Annotated in this window: 21 protein-coding genes and 2 pseudogenes; 16 read left to right on the forward strand and 7 right to left on the reverse strand. The window is 46.8% G+C overall.

The genetic code is table 11. The annotated features are described in order from the left end of the window. The first annotated feature begins 17 nt into the window (after nucleotides 1–17). The 8 genes and pseudogenes from RS881_RS42090 (at nucleotide 18) to rnhA (ending at nucleotide 5,175) form a co-directional block, all read left to right on the forward strand. Entirely contained in the window at nucleotides 18–149 is a 132-nt protein-coding gene (locus tag RS881_RS42090; protein WP_315816266.1) for a hypothetical protein, read from the forward strand. Nucleotides 150–172: 23 nt separating this feature from the next. After that, nucleotides 173–927: pseudogene (locus RS881_RS42095) on the forward strand (carboxyl transferase domain-containing protein). Beyond that, complete coding sequence (locus RS881_RS42100; protein ID WP_315824780.1) at nucleotides 867–1,646, forward strand: acyl-CoA carboxylase subunit beta; 780 nt, start codon at nucleotides 867–869, stop codon at nucleotides 1,644–1,646. The pseudogene RS881_RS42095 and the gene RS881_RS42100 overlap by 61 nt, the downstream one beginning before the upstream one ends. Nucleotides 1,647–2,034: 388 nt before the next feature. After that, nucleotides 2,035–2,733 (forward strand): choice-of-anchor J domain-containing protein, encoded by a 699-nt coding sequence (locus tag RS881_RS42105; RefSeq protein ID WP_315816267.1) that lies wholly within the window; start codon nucleotides 2,035–2,037, stop codon nucleotides 2,731–2,733. 154 nt (nucleotides 2,734–2,887) lie between these two features. Next, complete coding sequence (locus tag RS881_RS42110; RefSeq protein WP_315816268.1) at nucleotides 2,888–3,142, forward strand: hypothetical protein; 255 nt, start codon at nucleotides 2,888–2,890, stop codon at nucleotides 3,140–3,142. After that, nucleotides 3,088–3,522 carry a choice-of-anchor J domain-containing protein gene (locus RS881_RS42115; RefSeq protein WP_315816269.1) on the forward strand — a complete coding sequence of 145 codons (435 nt, stop codon included), beginning with the start codon at nucleotides 3,088–3,090 and terminating at the stop codon, nucleotides 3,520–3,522. Before RS881_RS42110 ends, RS881_RS42115 begins: the two co-directional genes overlap by 55 nt. 573 nt (nucleotides 3,523–4,095) lie before the next feature. Beyond that, nucleotides 4,096–4,689 (forward strand): YiiX/YebB-like N1pC/P60 family cysteine hydrolase, encoded by a 594-nt coding sequence (locus RS881_RS42120; RefSeq protein WP_315816270.1) that lies wholly within the window; start codon nucleotides 4,096–4,098, stop codon nucleotides 4,687–4,689. A gap of 12 nt (nucleotides 4,690–4,701) precedes the next feature. After that, nucleotides 4,702–5,175, forward strand: a complete 474-nt coding sequence (rnhA, locus tag RS881_RS42125) for a ribonuclease HI (RefSeq protein ID WP_315816271.1) — start codon at nucleotides 4,702–4,704, stop codon at nucleotides 5,173–5,175. A 1,168-nt stretch (nucleotides 5,176–6,343) separates the two neighbouring features. Here the strand turns inward: rnhA and RS881_RS42130 are convergent. The 3 genes and pseudogenes from RS881_RS42130 to manA form a co-directional block, all read right to left on the reverse strand. Then, nucleotides 6,344–6,871 (reverse strand): DUF6580 family putative transport protein, encoded by a 528-nt coding sequence (locus RS881_RS42130; protein ID WP_315816272.1) that lies wholly within the window; start codon nucleotides 6,869–6,871, stop codon nucleotides 6,344–6,346. A gap of 187 nt (nucleotides 6,872–7,058) precedes the next feature. Then, nucleotides 7,059–7,643 (reverse strand): cupin domain-containing protein, encoded by a 585-nt coding sequence (locus RS881_RS42135; RefSeq protein ID WP_315816273.1) that lies wholly within the window; start codon nucleotides 7,641–7,643, stop codon nucleotides 7,059–7,061. Nucleotides 7,644–7,709: 66 nt separating this feature from the next. Beyond that, nucleotides 7,710–8,274: pseudogene (manA, locus tag RS881_RS42140) on the reverse strand (mannose-6-phosphate isomerase, class I). A gap of 76 nt (nucleotides 8,275–8,350) precedes the next feature. Between manA and RS881_RS42150 the strand changes: the two are divergent. The 3 genes from RS881_RS42150 (at nucleotide 8,351) to xerD (ending at nucleotide 11,065) form a co-directional block, all read left to right on the forward strand. Then, nucleotides 8,351–8,668: a YraN family protein gene (locus tag RS881_RS42150; protein ID WP_315816276.1), complete on the forward strand. Its 318-nt coding sequence runs from the start codon at nucleotides 8,351–8,353 to the stop codon at nucleotides 8,666–8,668. 917 nt (nucleotides 8,669–9,585) lie between these two features. Next, nucleotides 9,586–10,089 carry a YkgJ family cysteine cluster protein gene (locus tag RS881_RS42155; RefSeq protein ID WP_315816277.1) on the forward strand — a complete coding sequence of 168 codons (504 nt, stop codon included), beginning with the start codon at nucleotides 9,586–9,588 and terminating at the stop codon, nucleotides 10,087–10,089. Nucleotides 10,090–10,204: 115 nt separating this feature from the next. Then, nucleotides 10,205–11,065, forward strand: coding sequence for a site-specific tyrosine recombinase XerD (gene xerD, locus RS881_RS42160; RefSeq protein WP_315816278.1), 861 nt, complete (start codon nucleotides 10,205–10,207; stop codon nucleotides 11,063–11,065). 194 nt (nucleotides 11,066–11,259) lie between these two features. Here xerD and RS881_RS42165 read toward each other — a convergent pair whose 3' ends face one another. The 4 genes from RS881_RS42165 to RS881_RS42180 form a co-directional block, all read right to left on the reverse strand. After that, entirely contained in the window at nucleotides 11,260–11,814 is a 555-nt protein-coding gene (locus RS881_RS42165) for a carboxypeptidase-like regulatory domain-containing protein (protein WP_315816279.1), read from the reverse strand. 145 nt (nucleotides 11,815–11,959) lie between these two features. Further along, nucleotides 11,960–12,283 (reverse strand): hypothetical protein, encoded by a 324-nt coding sequence (locus RS881_RS42170; RefSeq protein WP_315816280.1) that lies wholly within the window; start codon nucleotides 12,281–12,283, stop codon nucleotides 11,960–11,962. Nucleotides 12,284–12,668: 385 nt separating this feature from the next. Then, entirely contained in the window at nucleotides 12,669–12,983 is a 315-nt protein-coding gene (locus RS881_RS42175) for a hypothetical protein (RefSeq protein WP_315816281.1), read from the reverse strand. Nucleotides 12,984–13,036: 53 nt separating this feature from the next. Then, nucleotides 13,037–13,876 (reverse strand): cytochrome-c peroxidase, encoded by an 840-nt coding sequence (locus tag RS881_RS42180; RefSeq protein WP_315816282.1) that lies wholly within the window; start codon nucleotides 13,874–13,876, stop codon nucleotides 13,037–13,039. A gap of 226 nt (nucleotides 13,877–14,102) precedes the next feature. Here RS881_RS42180 and RS881_RS42185 point away from each other — a divergent pair, with 226 nt between their 5' ends. The 5 genes from RS881_RS42185 (at nucleotide 14,103) to RS881_RS42200 (ending at nucleotide 17,126) form a co-directional block, all read left to right on the forward strand. Then, nucleotides 14,103–14,672, forward strand: a complete 570-nt coding sequence (locus tag RS881_RS42185; protein ID WP_315816283.1) for an RNA polymerase sigma factor — start codon at nucleotides 14,103–14,105, stop codon at nucleotides 14,670–14,672. Next, nucleotides 14,665–15,045 carry a hypothetical protein gene (locus tag RS881_RS42190; protein ID WP_315816284.1) on the forward strand — a complete coding sequence of 127 codons (381 nt, stop codon included), beginning with the start codon at nucleotides 14,665–14,667 and terminating at the stop codon, nucleotides 15,043–15,045. Before RS881_RS42185 ends, RS881_RS42190 begins: the two co-directional genes overlap by 8 nt. Next, nucleotides 15,039–16,115 (forward strand): carboxypeptidase-like regulatory domain-containing protein, encoded by a 1,077-nt coding sequence (locus RS881_RS42195; protein WP_315816285.1) that lies wholly within the window; start codon nucleotides 15,039–15,041, stop codon nucleotides 16,113–16,115. The genes RS881_RS42190 and RS881_RS42195 overlap by 7 nt, the downstream gene beginning before the upstream one ends. Beyond that, nucleotides 16,052–16,294 carry an energy transducer TonB gene (locus RS881_RS60700; protein ID WP_350340003.1) on the forward strand — a complete coding sequence of 81 codons (243 nt, stop codon included), beginning with the start codon at nucleotides 16,052–16,054 and terminating at the stop codon, nucleotides 16,292–16,294. The genes RS881_RS42195 and RS881_RS60700 overlap by 64 nt, the downstream gene beginning before the upstream one ends. A 76-nt stretch (nucleotides 16,295–16,370) precedes the next feature. Next, entirely contained in the window at nucleotides 16,371–17,126 is a 756-nt protein-coding gene (locus RS881_RS42200) for a DUF2911 domain-containing protein (protein ID WP_315816286.1), read from the forward strand. Nucleotides 17,127–17,513: the final 387 nt, after the last annotated feature.

Raw genomic sequence — 17,513 nt, forward strand, 5'->3', positions numbered from 1 at the left:
ATACAAATGCTTGCACCATGAACCTGGAATTCAACAAGAATGAAGATATAATGAAATTAGCCCTGAGTCAATTGCGTCAGCGTTTTGACCAGGTGGCACTAGGCGGCGGAAAGAAGGCCATTGAAAAACAACGCGAAAAGAAAAACTAACCGCCCGTGAGCGTATTGAATACCTGCGGGATGACAATACTCCTTTTACTGAAATAGGCGCTTTTGCAGGCTGGGAAATGTACCCCGACCAGGGTGGCTGCCCATCGGGCGGTACCGTGGCTGGTATAGGTTATATCAGCGGCCGGCAATGTATGATTGTAGCCAACGACCAAACCGTTAAAGCAGGCGCCTGGTTTCCAATAACCGGCAAAAGAACCTGCGTATGCAGGAAATAGCCATGGAAAACCACCTGCCGGTGGTGTACCTGGTAGATAGTGCCGGTGTTTTTCTGCCCATGCAGGATGAGATCTTTCCCGATAAAGAACATTTTGGCCGTATTTTCCGTAACAATGCCCGCATGAGCGCCATGGGTATACCCCAAATAGCCGCCGTGATGGGCTCTTGTGTGGCAGGGGGCGCCTACCTGCCCATTATGAGCGATGAAACCCTGATGGTAGAAGGCAATGGCTCCATCTTCCTGGCAGGCCCCTACCTGGTTAAAGCAGCCATTGGTGAAGAGGTAGACAGTGAAACACTGGGCGGAGCCGCTACCCATACCGCCATCAGCGGTATTGCCGATTATAAGTTCAGCACCGAAGAAGAATGCCTGGACCAGGTAAAAGGATCATCGGTAAGCTGGGCCACCCCAATCCTACTGCTGGTTTTGACCGCATCCAACCCGCCCAACCAGCCAAATCACCCAAAGAACTTTATGGCATCCTCCCCGCCGATGCTACCAAGGCCTACGATATGCTGGATATTATTGAACGACTGGTAGATAATTCTGAGTTCGACCAGTTCAAGCAGGATTATGGCAAAACCATTATCTGTGGTTATGCCCGCATCGATGGATGGGCCGTAGGCATTGTAGCCAATCAGCGCAAAATGGTAAAAAGCAAAAAAGGCGAAATGCAAATGGGTGGTGTGATCTATAATGACAGTGCCGATAAAGCAGCCCGCTTTATTATGAATTGCAACCAGAAAAAGATACCCCTCGTATTCCTGCAGGATGTAACCGGCTTCATGGTAGGTTCGCGCAGCGAACAGGCAGGTATTATTAAAGATGGCGCTAAAATGGTCAATGCCGTAGCCAATTCCGTAGTACCCAAGATCACCATCGTAATAGGAAACTCTTATGGCGCCGGCAACTATGCCATGTGCGGAAAAGCCTATGATCCCCGTTTCATCTATGCCTGGCCGGGAGCCAAAATAGCCGTAATGGGCGGCGAACAAGCAGCTAAAACCTTATTACAGATACAGGTAGCCGGTATGAAAGCCAAAGGCAAAGAAGTATCACCAGAAGAAGAACAACAATTGCTCAATGAAATAAAAGGCCGGTACGACCAGCAAACAAGCCCTTATTATGCTGCTGCACGTTTATGGGTCGACGGGATCATTGATCCCCTGCAAACCCGCCAGGTCATTTCTGAAGGACTAACCGCTGCCAACCACCAACCCCATATACCACCATTTAATACAGGGGTTATTCAAGTGTAAGTATGCAGAACACAGCATCAAGAATTTATCACCTTACTCCCCATTTACCACTCACTACTGGCCATTCACGACTGCCGATTCAATATCGTTTAGTGAAGTTTGTCACTCCTTTAAGGTGAGTCACGCTGCCGCCCGGCTGTTGCAGCGCTGCAGCGTGGCCCACCTTTGTTACTGGCAAACGTTTTCTTCACTAAACAACATTGATTCACGATGGCCGAAAATACCCAGTTCCCATGAGGATTTCCCCGCTTGCTAACCCCCGTTAGTAACCGGTTTTATGCAGCTCATGAAAAGCTGTCAGGATGTGCATTGATGATGCAAGTGATTTTTGAAATTTTGTTAAAAATTGATTATTTTCATTTCATCATTTACCAAACTACTGCGCATCATGAGAAAATCTACATTAACCAGGATTGTCCTGTCCTTATGTGTCGTTATTACAGGTGTAACAGCCTGTAAGAAAGATGATCCGGCCACCCTTATCCCACCACCCCTTCCAGATCAATCATTTGTAGAAGAGTTTGATACTGTGGCCAATGCCTGGCACCGCGGATGGATTCCGCTTAATAATAGCAATCCAAAAGGTTCCCATATCTGGGTGCAGGCCAGCGCCCCAATGACCACAGAAAGCGGCCAGCCCATTGCCATGCCTCTTTTTCCCGCTTATTCCTCCAAAGGAAGTCATGTAGGTTATGTCATTTGCGATGCTGAGGTAACCAGCGGCGGCGCTTCCGTAGCCAGCAATTGGTTGATTTCGCCAGCGGTATGGATGAAAAATGGTGATAAGATCATCTTTTATAGCCGTTGTGCCCTCTATGGCGATCCGGGCGAAGCATTGGATTATGGCAATAACCTGGAAATTTGTATCAATCGCAAAAATGATGGTACCAATGTAGGCACTTCCTTGATCCACGCGATCCCAATTTCAACTATACCGCCGACCGGGGCGATTTTGAACTCATCCATTCCATCAATCCGCCTGTTTACAATGTTGTTGATGATTGGTTCGATTATGCTACCGCCACCGATGATCCCGCTGCCTTCAATCCCAAAGCCTTTCCATTCAACTGGACCCGGTTTGAGATAACCCTTGCCGGCTTTTCCAAACCTGTTAAAGGCCGCTTTGCTTTCCGCTATTATACCCTGGATGCAGGCAGCACCGGTAATGGTAGCGCTGTGGGCATCGACAGCGTAGCTTTTGTTAGTAAACAATAATTCCCGCGCCTCAAAAAATTATTCTTATGAATAAGCAATTATACCTTTCCTTAACCAGTCTCACCGTATTGGTGTTGCTGATCATTTCCTGCGAAAAGGATTTTAAGGCCGATGAAAACCAGCCCCCACCCATCGTTTCCCGCTCCTATAAAGAGTCGTTTGATACCGTAGGTAATATCTCCAAAAAGGATGGGTCATCATCAACAACAGCGACCCCATCGGCCCCATGGCCTGGAGGCAGGGGCGTTTTGAATATGGTGGCAAACTGGGCGATGAAGTAGTAGGATTCCCCGCCTATTCGTCTACTTTCAGTCAAAACGAATACGTAAGCGTAGATATGAACTGCGGACTGGGATCATCTACCCTTAGCGCCTGGCTTATTTCGCCTCCTACCGACATGAAGAATGGGGATGAATTTTCCTTCTACACCCGCACCAAAGGCGATTATGCCGATAGGATGCAGGTATGGATCAATACCAAAACCAGTAATGCTTTCGTAGGAAAAGCAGCTGTAGATACCGGCGATTTTTCACCCAAACTACTGGATATTAATCCGGGTATGGGAGGCGCTTATCCTGCCGTATGGACCAAATACACCATCACCCTAAGCGGTATCACAGGTACCAAAAAGGCCGCATCGCCTTCCGCTATTACATGTTAGATGGTGGACCCGGCGGCTCCTATGGCGACCAGATCGGTATCGACGACTTTAGCTTTGTAAGTAAATAGTCCGAAAGAAGTAAATAGTCCGAAAGACCGGAAGTCGGAAAGTCGAAAGTCCGTAAGTTATTATCGATTATATCGAACATACTTACGGATTTACTTATTTTACCACCTTCCCTACTTTCCGAACCTACCGGCTTTCAAACTTTCCGTCTTTCAAACTTCCCGACTTTACTGACTTCCGGACTTTCCCGACTTTCCGTCTTCCCGTCTTCCCGACTTCCCGACTTCCCGACTTCCCGACTTCCGGACTTCCGGACTTCCGGACTTCCGGACTTCCGGTCTTCCGGTCTTTCCCTCTTCCCGACTTCCCGACTTTTTTATTTGTTCATTTTTGCCGATCATTGCCGCTATGTTATTCATCGCATGATGCGTTTATCATTTTCATTATCCCTTTTTGTGCGCTATTGCTGTTGTCAGCCCTTACAGGTTGTAATGACACTCCTGAGCCAGGTAATACCGCCGATGTAGTAGCTTTGGAGGTTGGAGAGGTGAAAAAGCCAATGATTCCATGATACGGCAAGCCCGTACCCTCATACAGCCAGGAGACTTGATATTACGTACCGGCACCGATTATGCCAGTGAACAGATCAAAGCCTTATCCAAACGGGAGGCCATTTATTCACACAGCGGTATTGCCATGATCGACAGCGGAAAAGTGTATGTATGCCATGTAGAAACCGATTATGCCCATATCCACAACAAAGTGAAAAAGGAATTGCTGGATAGCTTTTGCAACCCCGCCAAAAACCTGGGCTTTGCCATCGCCCGCTATCAACTCACCGATGACGAAAAAAGCAAGCTATTGGTCTATATGAACGAACGGGAGCGCCAACAAGTAGCTTTTGATATCCAGTTCGACCTGGCTACCGACGATAAAATGTATTGCTCTGAAATGATCTATAAAGGATTGGCCAGGGCCACCAACAAAAGGATACTGATCCCAACCGATCGCATCACCGACCGCAATAAGTTTAAACTGATCAAACGATATTTTAAGCTCACCGAAAAACAGATCGTGACCCGTGATATCATTCCTATTGACCATTTATACCTGAACCCCTGGTGCAGCGTCGTAATGCGTTACCCTTTTCAAACACTTTAATCCATTGCTATTTTGACTAATAAAGAACTGGTTATTTATACGGATGGGTCTTCCCGTGGTAATCCTGGTCCCGGAGGTTATGGCGCCATCCTCATGTATGGAGGCAAAGCCAAAGAACTATCAGCCGGTTACCGCCGCACCACCAACAACCGCATGGAACTCCTGGGAGTAATTGCTGCCCTGGAAGCCCTGAACCGTGATGGACTGACCATTACCATTTATTCCGACAGCCAGTATATCGTAAAAGCTGTTAAAGAAGGCTGGCTTAAGAAATGGATCGCCACCAATTTTGCGGGCGGCAAGAAGAATAAAGACCTGTGGATGCGTTACCACCAACTATCTCAAAAACACCATATCAAATTTGTGTGGGTAAAAGGCCATGCCGAAAATGTATACAATAACCGCTGCGATGTATTGGCTACTACCGCCGCCGATGGCAGAAACCTGCAGGTAGACCATGGTTATGAATCGGGCGAAGCCGGCTAGGTAGCGCCACTGGTGTATTTAGTTTATAATCAATCACTTACTTAAAATCAGGACAAAATGCCGCTTCCTTCTCTAAGGCAGGAATCGGGTTGTTTTGACCAAAACTGTACCGTTGGCACCAGCTGAAACCTGGTCTGGGCCTCGCTTATAGGCCTAAAAGCACCTACAACTCGCACTGACTCCCTCTAAATATTGCCTTCTACACAGGGAGCCAGTGCGAGTTGTAGTGAATGTGTAGTGGATGTTCAGTGGATGTTCAGTGGATGTTCAGGCTATCCTACATGGATCCCACTGGTATCCGGGGTACTGGTCGGGTGGGGGCAACCATTATAATCCCATTACAGTTCATTTAGGACCCGATCTCTGGCCAATAGCAGTTCCCTCTCTCCTAAAAACCTCTCCCTTCAAATGGCCCCTAATAACCTCTAATCGCGACAGCCCCGTTCCGGGGATTGATAGGGCAGTCCGAAGGCTATTCAATTTCAGTGGTCGCAGCATGGCTGGGGTATAGCCTAAACAATAGTATATTTTCCTATATAATGATTTTGTCGTTTAAATAAACATCAACATCATCGTATGCACCAGGAGTATCTGGAAATAATTGCAGACATTTTGTGTCATTGTCCACCCTAATCCCCCACCTAAACTTTTCTGTCGGATTAATTGGAACAAACTTTATAGTGTCACCCGGGTTGACGGTGAATAGAGTGGCTTCTGGTTCAAGTTGAATTTCCAATGGCCTGTCATTATCCCAGCAAAAAAACTCTATAACATTAGTCATTAAAATATATTAAAGTGTCAGGTTAGCCATTATGCCCACATAGTGCTTGACGTTCATCAAGGATGATACCAAAAACCACAAATGAAAATACAGTTTTAAGTCTATGGTTAAAGGCCAATCCGCGCAGGTCAGAACCAGCCCCCTAGGGTGGTTCCAAGGTAGAACAAGGGTAGTCCCAGGGTACCGGCAGGGTAGTAAAGGCGCATTTTCATAAAATGTTGAGCCCCCACTATCCCAAAAAATGATCCTTTTCAACCCCTCACGGTAGGAATGCGACTGCCCGTACAATAAAAAACCCGGGCCATTACTGACCCGGGCTTACATGTAGTGTGCAAATATGTTATCAGGCGGCAGCAGGCACCTGCGCCTTTTGCTTCGCTTGTTTGTTTACCAAATAATAAACGCCAAAGAAGATAGCGCTAAAAAGAAGGTACTGATCAAAGAACCTTTAAAGAAAGGCAATGCAGCCTCATAACAAGCTACCAGTCCATCCCAGGTTCTTGGATAGAGATCAACCCCTACGCCAGCCCATACCATGAAATTGGAAACCAGGAAAAAGTATACCGGCGCCAGAAGCGACCCCAATACAATGTTCTTGATATTTACCTTGCTGAACAGGAAACCTACCAGCGTTACAGAACCCAAAATGAGGTAATTGACCCATTGGCCATCATAGAATCCCCGGATGGGTGTCAAGCCTTTGGTATACAATACTTCATAAATAACGTCAGAGATAAAGAGCGAAAAGAGCGGCAGTCCAAAAGCCCAGGCTTTGTTGCGGATAGCCATACCGCCAAACAGCGCCATAGCGATCTGTGGAGCAAAACCCCACATACGGTTATCAAAGGCGCGGTATACCGAAGCGGCTGCTATGAGTACCAATAGATAAATGATGGTTGATCGGTTCAGTTTCATACGGGACATTAATAATGCAAAAGTAACTTAATTATTTTTAAGGGGCAACCTGCCAATCCGGCATTTTTTACCCAAGCCTCATCCTTGTCTTAACCTTGTCTTATCCTTGCCTTAACTATGGGTGTTCCCAAAATGAGAAAAAGCGCCCAATTTGCCAAAATGGCAATTGGTAAGACCTCGCAGAAACTTAAGCCGGTACAGTCGCGGTGAAGATCACGGCATTTTCAGTACTCTTGAACTGCACCGTAACACCAGCCCGGGCCAGCAGCGCTTCGCCCTTGTGGAGGCTTACCTGGTTATCCCCAGCCTTGGCTTCAGCACTACCCACATACACAAAATAAATATCGGCCGTGGTAGCTGTTACCGTTATCGGTTCATCCGCTTGCAGTGTAAGCTGGTGCAATTCAAAATCATTAACAGGCGTCAGGAAGATCTCCTCTCCTTTTACCCGTCCGGGTGTTCCTTTGATCACCATAGGTACAATGGGTTCAAACCGTACATGCTTCATCAGTTCCTGCACATCAATGTGTTTATTCGTCAATCCACCCCGCAGTACATTGTCCGAGTTGGCCATGATCTCCATATTCTGTCCTTCCAGGTAGGCATGCAGGATACCCGCATCCTGGAATATAGCTTCCCCCGGATGGAGGTTCACCACATTGAACAGGTAAATCGAAAAGATACCCCGGTCTGTACGTCCCGGCTCACAAAAAGTATTGAAAGCACGCGCAGCCCAAAAGTCTTCCTGCTCTTTCTTTAGCCCCCTTTTCATACAAAGGCAGGATACGATCAAGCAAGGGTTGCAAACGATCATTGACCTCCTGTTGGTCCATTTCCATTACCGTTTTATACAAAGCTGCATAATCACCATCGCCAAAGATGGGCAGCAGGAATTGCAGTTCCGGTACTTGTGCCAATACCTTTTGAGCGGATCGGCAGGCTTAAAGCCATGCAGCAGCCAGAAATCACTCAAAGCCAGCATCAACTCCGGCTTATGGTTATCGTCTTTGTAATTCCTATTGGGAGCCGTAAGCGCCACCCCTTGCTTATTTTCCGCAGCAAAGGCTTCTACTGCAGCTTTTTTTTCAGGGTGCACCTGGATGGAGAGCATGTCTTTTACATCCAATACTTTAAACAGGTAAGGAAGACGGCCAAAACGGTCATTCACTACCTTGCCCAGCGCAGCCACCGGATCTTGCGCTACCCAGGCATTCAGCGCCTGCTTTTGCCCCTGCGCATCAATGAGGTCGGCAGGTGCATTGTCGTGCCCCCATCCAATATTCAGCAAATGGTTTGTTGTCCGGGTTACTTTGCCCCAACAGGGCGGGAATAAATTGTGATCCTCCCCATGCATACGGTTGAACCTTTCCAGCTAGCTTACTTATTTTTGTACGATTGTCCATAATCCTGTTTAAGGGCACAATAATACAAAAAGCTGTTCATGGCCCGACACAATGAAACCGGTAAAAAGGAGAACGATTGGCTGCCGATTACCTGCAACAACAGGGATACACAGTACTGCATTGCAATTGGCGCCACCAGCACTATGAAATTGATATCATCGCCACCCGCGAAGAAGTCTTACATTTTGTGGAGGTAAAAACCCGCCAAAGCCTTTCTTATGGCTTGCCCGAAGAAAGCGTTACCCACAAAAAGATCAGGAGCATTGTTACCGCAGGCGTAGCCTTTCAATATCAATATCCCCAATGGAAACGCGTACAATACGATGTACTCTCCATTATGATCCTCGATCAACAACCACCCGAATACCTGTTTATTGAAGACGTATATTTGTGAAAGCGAGTCCGAAAGTCGGAAAGTCTGTTAATGTGTTCGATTTAATCGGAGTTGCTTACTGACTTTTATCTTTCGGCCTTCCGGACTCACGGACTTCCCGACTTTATTCTGTATTTGTGAAAACGAGTCCGAAAGTCGGTAAAGTCGGAAAGTCTGTTAATGTGTTCGATTTAATCGGAGTTGCTTACTGACTTTTATCTTTCAGACTTCCCGACTCACGGACTTCCCGACTTACGGACTTCCCGGCTTTATTCTGTATTTGTGAAAACGAGTCCGAAAGTCGGCAAAGTCGGAAAGTCTGTTAATATGTTCGATTTAATCGGAGTTGCTTACTGACTTTTATCTTTCGGCCTTCCGGACTCACGGACTTCCCGACTCACGGACTTCCCGGCTTTATTCTGTATTTGTGAAAACGAGTCCGAAAGTCGGTAAAGTTGGAAAGTCTGTTAATGTGTTCGATTTAATCGGAGTTGCTTACTGACTTTTATCTTTCGGCCTTCCGGACTCACGGACTTCCCGACTCACGGACTTCCCGGCTTTATTCTGTATTTGTGAAAACGAGTCCGAAAGTCGGTAAAGTTGGAAAGTCTGTTAATGTGTTCGATTTAATCGGAGTTGCTTACTGACTTTATCTTTCGGCCTTCCCGACTTACGGACTTCCCGGCTTTATTCTGTATTTGTGAAAACGAGTCCGAAAGTCGGTAAAGTCGGAAAGTCTGTTAATATGTTCGATTTAATCGGAGTTGCTTACTGACTTTTATCTTTCAGACTTCCCGACTCACGGACTTCCCGACTTACGGACTTCCCGACTCACGGACTTCCCGACTTTATTCTGTATTATCTTTATATTGCACTTATTTCACACATCTAACCCAGCATTTACAGATGGCATTTAATTTTCGTTCCTTCAAAAGATCATGCTTAGCAACCGCTCGGCATTCCGGCGTTTTCTCACCAAACTGGAAAACAATCCTCCCCGGGGCCTTGATCAACTGGCTGCCCGCACAGATGTAGAAGTATGGAAAGACATGGATTGCCTGGCCTGCGCCAATTGCTGCAAAACAATGAGCCCTACGTTTACCCAGGTAGATATTAAGCGCATTGCCCGCCACCTGGATATGAAGGCAGATGATTTTCGTAAAAAATGGCTGTACAAAGACCGCAATGGCGATTGGATCAACAAACAACAGCCCTGCCAGTTCCTGAACCTGAAGGACAATAAATGTTCTATCTATGAGGTGCGCCCGCGCGATTGCTCAGGCTTTCCGCACCATACCAAGCGGCATATGACCGAGTATATGCATGTATTCAAACAAAATGTAGAATACTGCCCCGCCACCTACAAGTTGGTAGAGAAGATGATGAGCCAGGTAAATGTGAAACAAGAGAAAAACTCAATTGTAAAAGTAGACATTAAGTAATGGCATGTAACCGTTAGCCTTTAGCAAAGCAAAGGCGCTAACGGCTACAACCTAAACGCTAACTCCTGTTTCACCATGTGGGAACCATATAAAGGGATTCAGGGCTTTTCTCCAATTGGAAAAATCCCTGTCTGATAACTCCGTCGAAGCTTATGGCCGCGATATTGAAAAGCTGACCCAGTTCCTCCAACAAAAAGGTATTGAAAAAAATCCCGCCGCCCTTGAACTGAATGACCTACAACAATTCACCCGCTGGGTGGCCGAATTGGGTATGACGGCTACCTCCCAGGCAAGGATCATTTCGGGCATTCGTGCTTTTTATAAATACTGCTCTATGGAGCAGATCGTTGTGAATGATCCCACCGTTTTACTGGAAGCTCCCAAATTAAAACGTGCCTTACCCGATGTATTGGCCTTTGAAGAAATAGAGCAGATCATTGACCAGATAGACCTTAGCAAGCCCGAAGGGGGCCGCAATAAAGCCATATTGGAAACCATGTACAGTTGTGGCCTGCGGGTAAGTGAAGTAGTGAATTTAAAACTATCCCAATTATTCCTGGACGCCGAATTCATCCGGGTAGTGGGGAAGGGCGATAAAGAAAGACTGGTACCCATCGGTTTATCGGCTATCAAATACATCAATATTTATCGCAATGATATCAGGGTGCACATGCCCATTAAAAAGGGACAGGAAGATATTTTATTCCTCAACCGGCGGGGTAGTAAATTGACCCGTGTAATGATCTTCCTGATGCTGAAAGACCTGGTAAAGAAAGCCGGAATTACGAAGAATATTTCTCCTCATACATTCCGGCATTCTTTTGCCACGCACCTGGTAGAAGGCGGCGCCGACCTACGCGCCGTACAGGAAATGCTGGGCCACGAAAGCATTACCACTACCGAAATATATACCCACCTCGACCGCGATTTCCTGCGCGATACCCTCCAACGATTCCATCCGGCATTTAAGCCATAAGAACAATGAGTTTCGGGCCGTGAGCTACGAGCGGCGCGCCTCAAAACATCTTGCCGGCGTAATATTCAATAATGATTAATCAATAATCAATTACTGCAGCAATACCTTAGCCTCGTACACTTTCTTACCTGTACCATTGGAAATACGCACCCAGTAAATACCCTTACTCCAGGATGATTGCGTAGACATATTGATCAACTGTTCTTTTGCACTATCTGCAAGGCCTGAATATACACTACCCTGCCGGCCGCATCCATCAGTTCAAGCTTGTATTCACCTGTTGCTTTCAACTTCACCTGCATGTTGATGCTGTTGCCTGCTATTACCGGGTTGGGAAAAATGCGTACATCCTTTTTACCAGGCAACCAATCGTTCACCTGGCGTTTTATTTGCTGTATCCTTGATATTTCCTGAACCGTAATCACTTTACCAGCGGTGGTAGTGGTACACACCGTTCTTGATATTTTACCCATTACATTCCCAGCCGTCACCACTACCGGGGTTAGCTCATCCGGTGCAGGTGCTAACAGTATTTCTGCTGCCTTGAAATTATTCACAGTTGTTATATACTCCTTTGTTTCATAACCCACCGCACTTACTATCAGCATCACTTGTCCGCCCATGTCCGGCAGGGCCAGTTCATAGCGTCCATCTCCATCAGCAGCAATACCCTCCTTAATACCCTTGATACGAACAGAGGCATAGCCAATCGCTTTTTGCGTACTGCTATCCTTAATGAAACCAAACATCTTTAAAGGTGGGATCAGATACCGGTCCATGGGGGAGCATAAGTACCAGTAGTAACAAAACCCAGGGTAGTGGAGCTACGTGGCTCAACAGGAACAATCTTCATACCTATGAGACCCATTGTTTTTAAACTGATCTCTTCTATACTCAGATACTCGAAATCGATAGACTTTTTCTTGACCTTTTTTTTTTCTTAGGCGGTGCCGGCCTGACCGGGGCAGCCACTTTGCCCTGTGTTATGTTCTCCGTTTGAGCCATAGCACCTGAGCCGCTAAGGAGAAAGGCACTTACCAACATATTCCAGGCATACCGGAACGTAAAAGAAGGCTTGATCTTCTTTTCAACATACGTCTTATTTAGCTGATCATTGTTGAAACGGCCACAAACGGAGGAAGAGGCGCTTGAAATAAAGTTCAGTATCTCCTGGTCACTCATCAACGTAAAATCCACTACCGTCTTCTGGCAAGCCATACAATGGCGGCCTTGTTCATTGGTGTCATTTGCTGCCAGTTTTCATGGCAGGGCTCGGGGATGTTGACATGTATAGGTGCAGCCATAAACAAAAGGTTTAAGGCTTAGATGCAGGGAGCGGAAAATTACATAAAGGGGGCGGAATGAGCTGTTAGCCAAAATGCCAGAGAGGTGACGCCTTTTTTGCAGGTAGAAAAAAGTGGGCCACCCTGCAGCGCTGCCAGGCAGAGCAGGAGGGTGACTCACCTTTATTAGAAAGAGGTGACACCTTTCGCTTGCGACGCAAACGAAAGGTGTCACCTCCAGGAAGCTAAAGCCAGCTACAAAAACCTAACAGCTATACCCTTTCGCTCGCAGCTCACAGCCCGGGGCTCGCAGCTTATTCTCACTTAAATGGATTGGAATATTTAACATCTGTAGTCATCGACTCATCCGTCAGCGTTCTCATGAATGCAATCGCATTGGCAATATCCGTGGCCGTTAATACCCCCTTATAACCACCATTTGGTATCTGTATTCCTTTATTGGGATGCACTTTAGCCCCTACCCGGTAATGTTCCATCACCTGTTCCAACGTACTGAAACGCCCATCATGCATATACGGCGCTGTAAGATCAATATTCCTTAAAGTGGGGATTTTAAAGGTGCCCTGGTCTTTGGCAAGCCCCGTTATTTCACCAATGCCATTATCCGGGTACACTTCATCCAGTCCATTGTTGGAGCCATTACCCGTATTTTCGCCCGAGTTATCCGCTATAAAGAAAGTGGGATTTTTCGCGGGAATACCGTACTCAGATCACTATGACATTCCACACAATTCAGCCGCTGCAATACCACCAGTCCGGCTTTTTCCGCCGTACTGAGGTTCGACAGGTTGGTGGCCAGTCCCTGGTCATATTTTGAATTGAAAGAAACAATAGAACGCAGGAATTGCGAAAGCGCCTTCGATATCCTGTCAGACCTAATATCCGTTGTTCCGAAAGCTTTATTGAAAAGGTCAGGGTAGTAAGCAATGCCCCTTAGTTTCGTTTCCAGTGCTGCCAGCGAAGGCATGCCCATTTCAATATGGTCCTGGATGGGCATCAATACCTGCGTTTCGAGGTCCGGCGCCCGCAGATCCCAAAACATTTTCCTGGCCTTGAAATAACGCAGGTTGATCACTGCCATGGAATTGCGCCTCGTTTTGCCGCCTTGAAACCCGGTAGAAAATGCCTGACCATCTGTAAACCCTTGCGCCTGCAGGTGGCAAGTGCCGCAACTGATCGTATTGTTCACCGAAAGAGACTTATCATAAAACAATACCCGCCCCAGCGTAGCCCCCTGGTTCGTGATCGCATTATTGGCCGGCGTGTTGTCTACATCGGCGTGGCCGTTCAAGTAATCGCGCAGATATGCAGGCATGCCGGCAGCACTATTTACATAATCATACGGCGTAGCTGGTAGTTGAGGTCCACTACCATCCCCGATCCGGCCCCGGCCCGCCACCCGGCGGCTTTGACGGTCCTGGGTCTTCCCCGGCTTTTGGCAGGATTCAACAATAAAAGCCAAACAGGCTATACAAAATACCATCAGTAACAGGATCCTGGTTTTCATTTTTCAATCGGCTATTAGTGTGAAGAAATAGGGCGCCACCCGCCCACATCCCTATAACACACCTGCCGGAAATTACCCTTATGCCACCCCGATTTTTGCACCATCCATTTTATCTTATCTTTTACTAATTTTATGAGTCAGTGGCCTTTATAAAAACATACCAACCAACACCCTGCCAGACAAAGACCTGGTAGAAAAGTTTCAAAGCTCCGGCGACCTGGAGGTATTGGCCATTCTGTTTCAACGATATATGGATCTTTTGTATGGCGTTTGCCTGAAGTATCTGAAAGAGCCCGAAACCGCCAAAGATGCTGTAATGCAGGTATTTGAGGAGTTGGTACAAAAGCTGCCCAAACACCAGGTGGATAATTTCAAAAGCTGGCTCTATACCCTGGCCAAGAATTACTGCCTGATGCAGCTAAGAACCCCCAAAAATCTGAAAACCACCGAATTTAATCCCGACAGTATGCAATCCGGGGAAGAAATGCATCTGAATGGAGTAATGCTGAAGGAAGAAAACCTGCAGAAAATGGAACGCTGCCTGGAAACCCTTTCGGCCGAACAAAAAGTGAGCGTAGAGCTGTTCTATTTACAAAACAAATGTTATAAGGAAATTGCAGATATAACCGGCCTGGATTGGAACAAGGTGCGCAGTTATATACAAAATGGCCGAAGAAATTTGAAGATTTGTATGGAAAAAGAGGAAGAGGGGGCACTAAAAGCAAAGCACAGAACACCAAAGCCGATGCAGCCAATCCATTCACGATTGACAATTGACGATACAAGAAATGGCTAATATCGACCATATTAAACAATATTCAGCAGCAGATATCCAACGATACCTGGAAGGCAAAATGCTGCCGGCTGAAATGCACGCCCTCGAACAAGCGGCCCTGGAAGATCCCTTCCTGGCCGATGCCATTGAAGGCATGCAACAAACACTGGCACAACATGATGCCTCTCTGGTGGATACCCATTTGCAACAACTCGGCGAGCAACTGCAGGAAAGAGTGCATAAAAACGACTCCAAACCAGCACGCGTAATCGCTTTCGCCTGGTGGAAGGCCGCTGCCGCCGCCATTATCGTTATAACCGGCAGCATCTGGGCCTACAATGCTTTCCAACAATCCAACGCCCCCTGGTTGCCGAACATCAACTGGCCGTGGTAAAACAGGAAACCAAACCCGATAGCGTTATTCCTCCAACACCTGCTGCTGCGCCAGCAACCAATGCCACAGATTCAGGCGCTTCTTTTAAGACTACTTTATCCACCAATGAAAGTACATTCGCTAATAATAACGAGGCAGACCTCTTAAGACCTGAAAACAGACCCCTGCCTGAGCTGGCTCCTAAAAAAGCCATCCTGCCACAAACACCAAACCTGGCAGCTAATGAACCCGCCCCTACCCGCGAAAGCCTTACCCAGAACTGGACAAAACCCAATTCTATATCCACCCTGGAGGAGGCTAAACAAGCTTCAGGAAATATCTCCCTGGCAGATAGCGCCAAAGGAAAGCCAGGCTACCGCAAGCAATTGAAGAACGACAATGCCTCCATTGTCGCCAATACCAAGCCAGTTGATAACCAAAGCAAAAATTTCAACTACTATAGCAATACCCTGGACAAAGTATATAAAAGCAAAGCTGAATACGAACAGATCGTTATTGCCAAAACAGCCAGGGATTCCAATGCATTTGGTTCCTATACCAAGCCACGCGAACAGGAGATGAACAGGTCCCGCAAGGAATTATCCGAAAGACAAGCTAAAAAGAATCCCGATGCCTTGCTGAGCGGATTTATAAGCGGGCGCGTAACCGATCAGGCCAACAATCCCCTTTCCAATGCCCTGGTAAGGATAGATGATAGCAACAAGGATTTCTATACCGATCAAAAGGGCTATTTCAATATCCCTGTAAAAGATTCCGTAGTCAATGTGGCCGTGGGGTATTCGGGCTACTATACACAGAATATTAAACTATTGAACAACTCCGATAACAAAATTTCGCTGAACCAATTGGGTATAAAAGCTCCCAATCCCTTGCTCAATGAATCCTTGCAAACACAGGACCGTACTTTGGATACAGTTGCATTCAAAACACTAAGCAAAGACCTGGGACTGGTCAACACCCCGGCTGGTCGCCAGAAAACAATCCAAAATGCCCAGCCTGAATATGGTTGGCTCGAATACCAGCAATACCTGGAAAAAAACAAGCGGCTACCTGCCGGTACCCCGAATTAAAAGGAACCGTAGTTGTCTCCTTCCAGGTAAATAAAAAAGGTATCCTGTCCGATTTCAAAGTCGGGCAATCCCTTGGGAAAGCCTATGATGAGGAAGCCATTCGCCTTATCAAAGCCGGCCCTTCCTGGAAATTGACCAGTGGCCGTAAGGCAACAGCTACGGTGGTAATTAACTTCTAACCTGCCCGATCAACCTTCTGTATAACTAAACTTTCTGCACGCCTTTATTCTTTTACCTTTGCGCAAATTTAATGTCATGCGCAAACTCATCAACGTATTTGCTTTCACGCTCCTATTAGCGTATGCCGGTCATGCACAGTCACTAAAAACCCCGGCACCTTCTCCTACACAAAACATTAAGCAGGACTTTGGATTGTCCTCCATTGAACTGTCCTATTCCCGCCCTGTGATCAAAGGCCGTAAGATCATGGGCGACCTGGTGCCTTACAAAAAAGTATGGCGTACCGGTGCCAACCAGGCTACTACCCTCACCTTTGGCGATGAAGTAACTATTGGCGGTAAAAAGATCCCCGCAGGTAAATACGGCCTCGTATCCATTCCCGATGTTACCAGCTGGACCCTCATCATTACCAAACAACTCGACATCACTTCTCCCTCCGCTTACAAAGAAGAGAATGATGTAGTACGCGTAAAAGTTCCTGCCCGTGTTGTTCCCGCCGCTGCAGAATCATTCACCATGCAGTTTGTAAATGTAAAAGCAAGCACCTGCGAATTACAGATCCAGTGGGACAAAACCCTCGTAAGCCTGCCCATCGCTACCGATATCGATACCAAGGTGATGGCACAGATCGACCAACTGATCAATGACGACGCGGAAGAAGCCAAGAAACCCTATTTCACTGCTGCCCTGTATTACCTGGATAATGGTAAAGACCTCAACAAAGCACTTGGCTGGTTTAATAAAGCTGCCGAATTAAACCCCAAAGCTTTCTGGGTATTACACCAAAAGCTAATTGCGAGGCTAAACTGGGCAAAAAGCAAGACGCCATAGCTTCTGCCAATAAATCAATCGAACTGGCCATAGAAGCTAAGAACGATGATTATGTAGCCCTGAACAAAAAGCTCCTGGCTAAGCTGGGTGTAAAAGGATAAAAGTCGGAAAGTCCGGAAGTCCGGAAGTCGGAAAGTCTAAAGACCAAAGCCCCTAAAGAGTCAGAAAGTCGGAAAGTCTGGAAGTCCGGAAGACAGCAAGGCTAAAGACCAAAGCCCGTAAAGAGTCAGAAAGTCGGAAAGTCCGGAAGTCCGAAAGACAGCAAGGCTAAAGACCAAAGCCCGTAAAGAGTCAGAAAGTCGGAAAGTCGGAAAGTCCGGAAGTCGGAAAGTCTAAAGACCAAAGCCCCTAAAGAGTCAGAAAGTCGGAAAGTCTGGAAGTCCGGAA

It is taken from the genome of Paraflavitalea speifideaquila (genome assembly GCF_032395985.1).
Lineage (GTDB): Bacteria > Bacteroidota > Bacteroidia > Chitinophagales > Chitinophagaceae > Paraflavitalea > Paraflavitalea speifideaquila.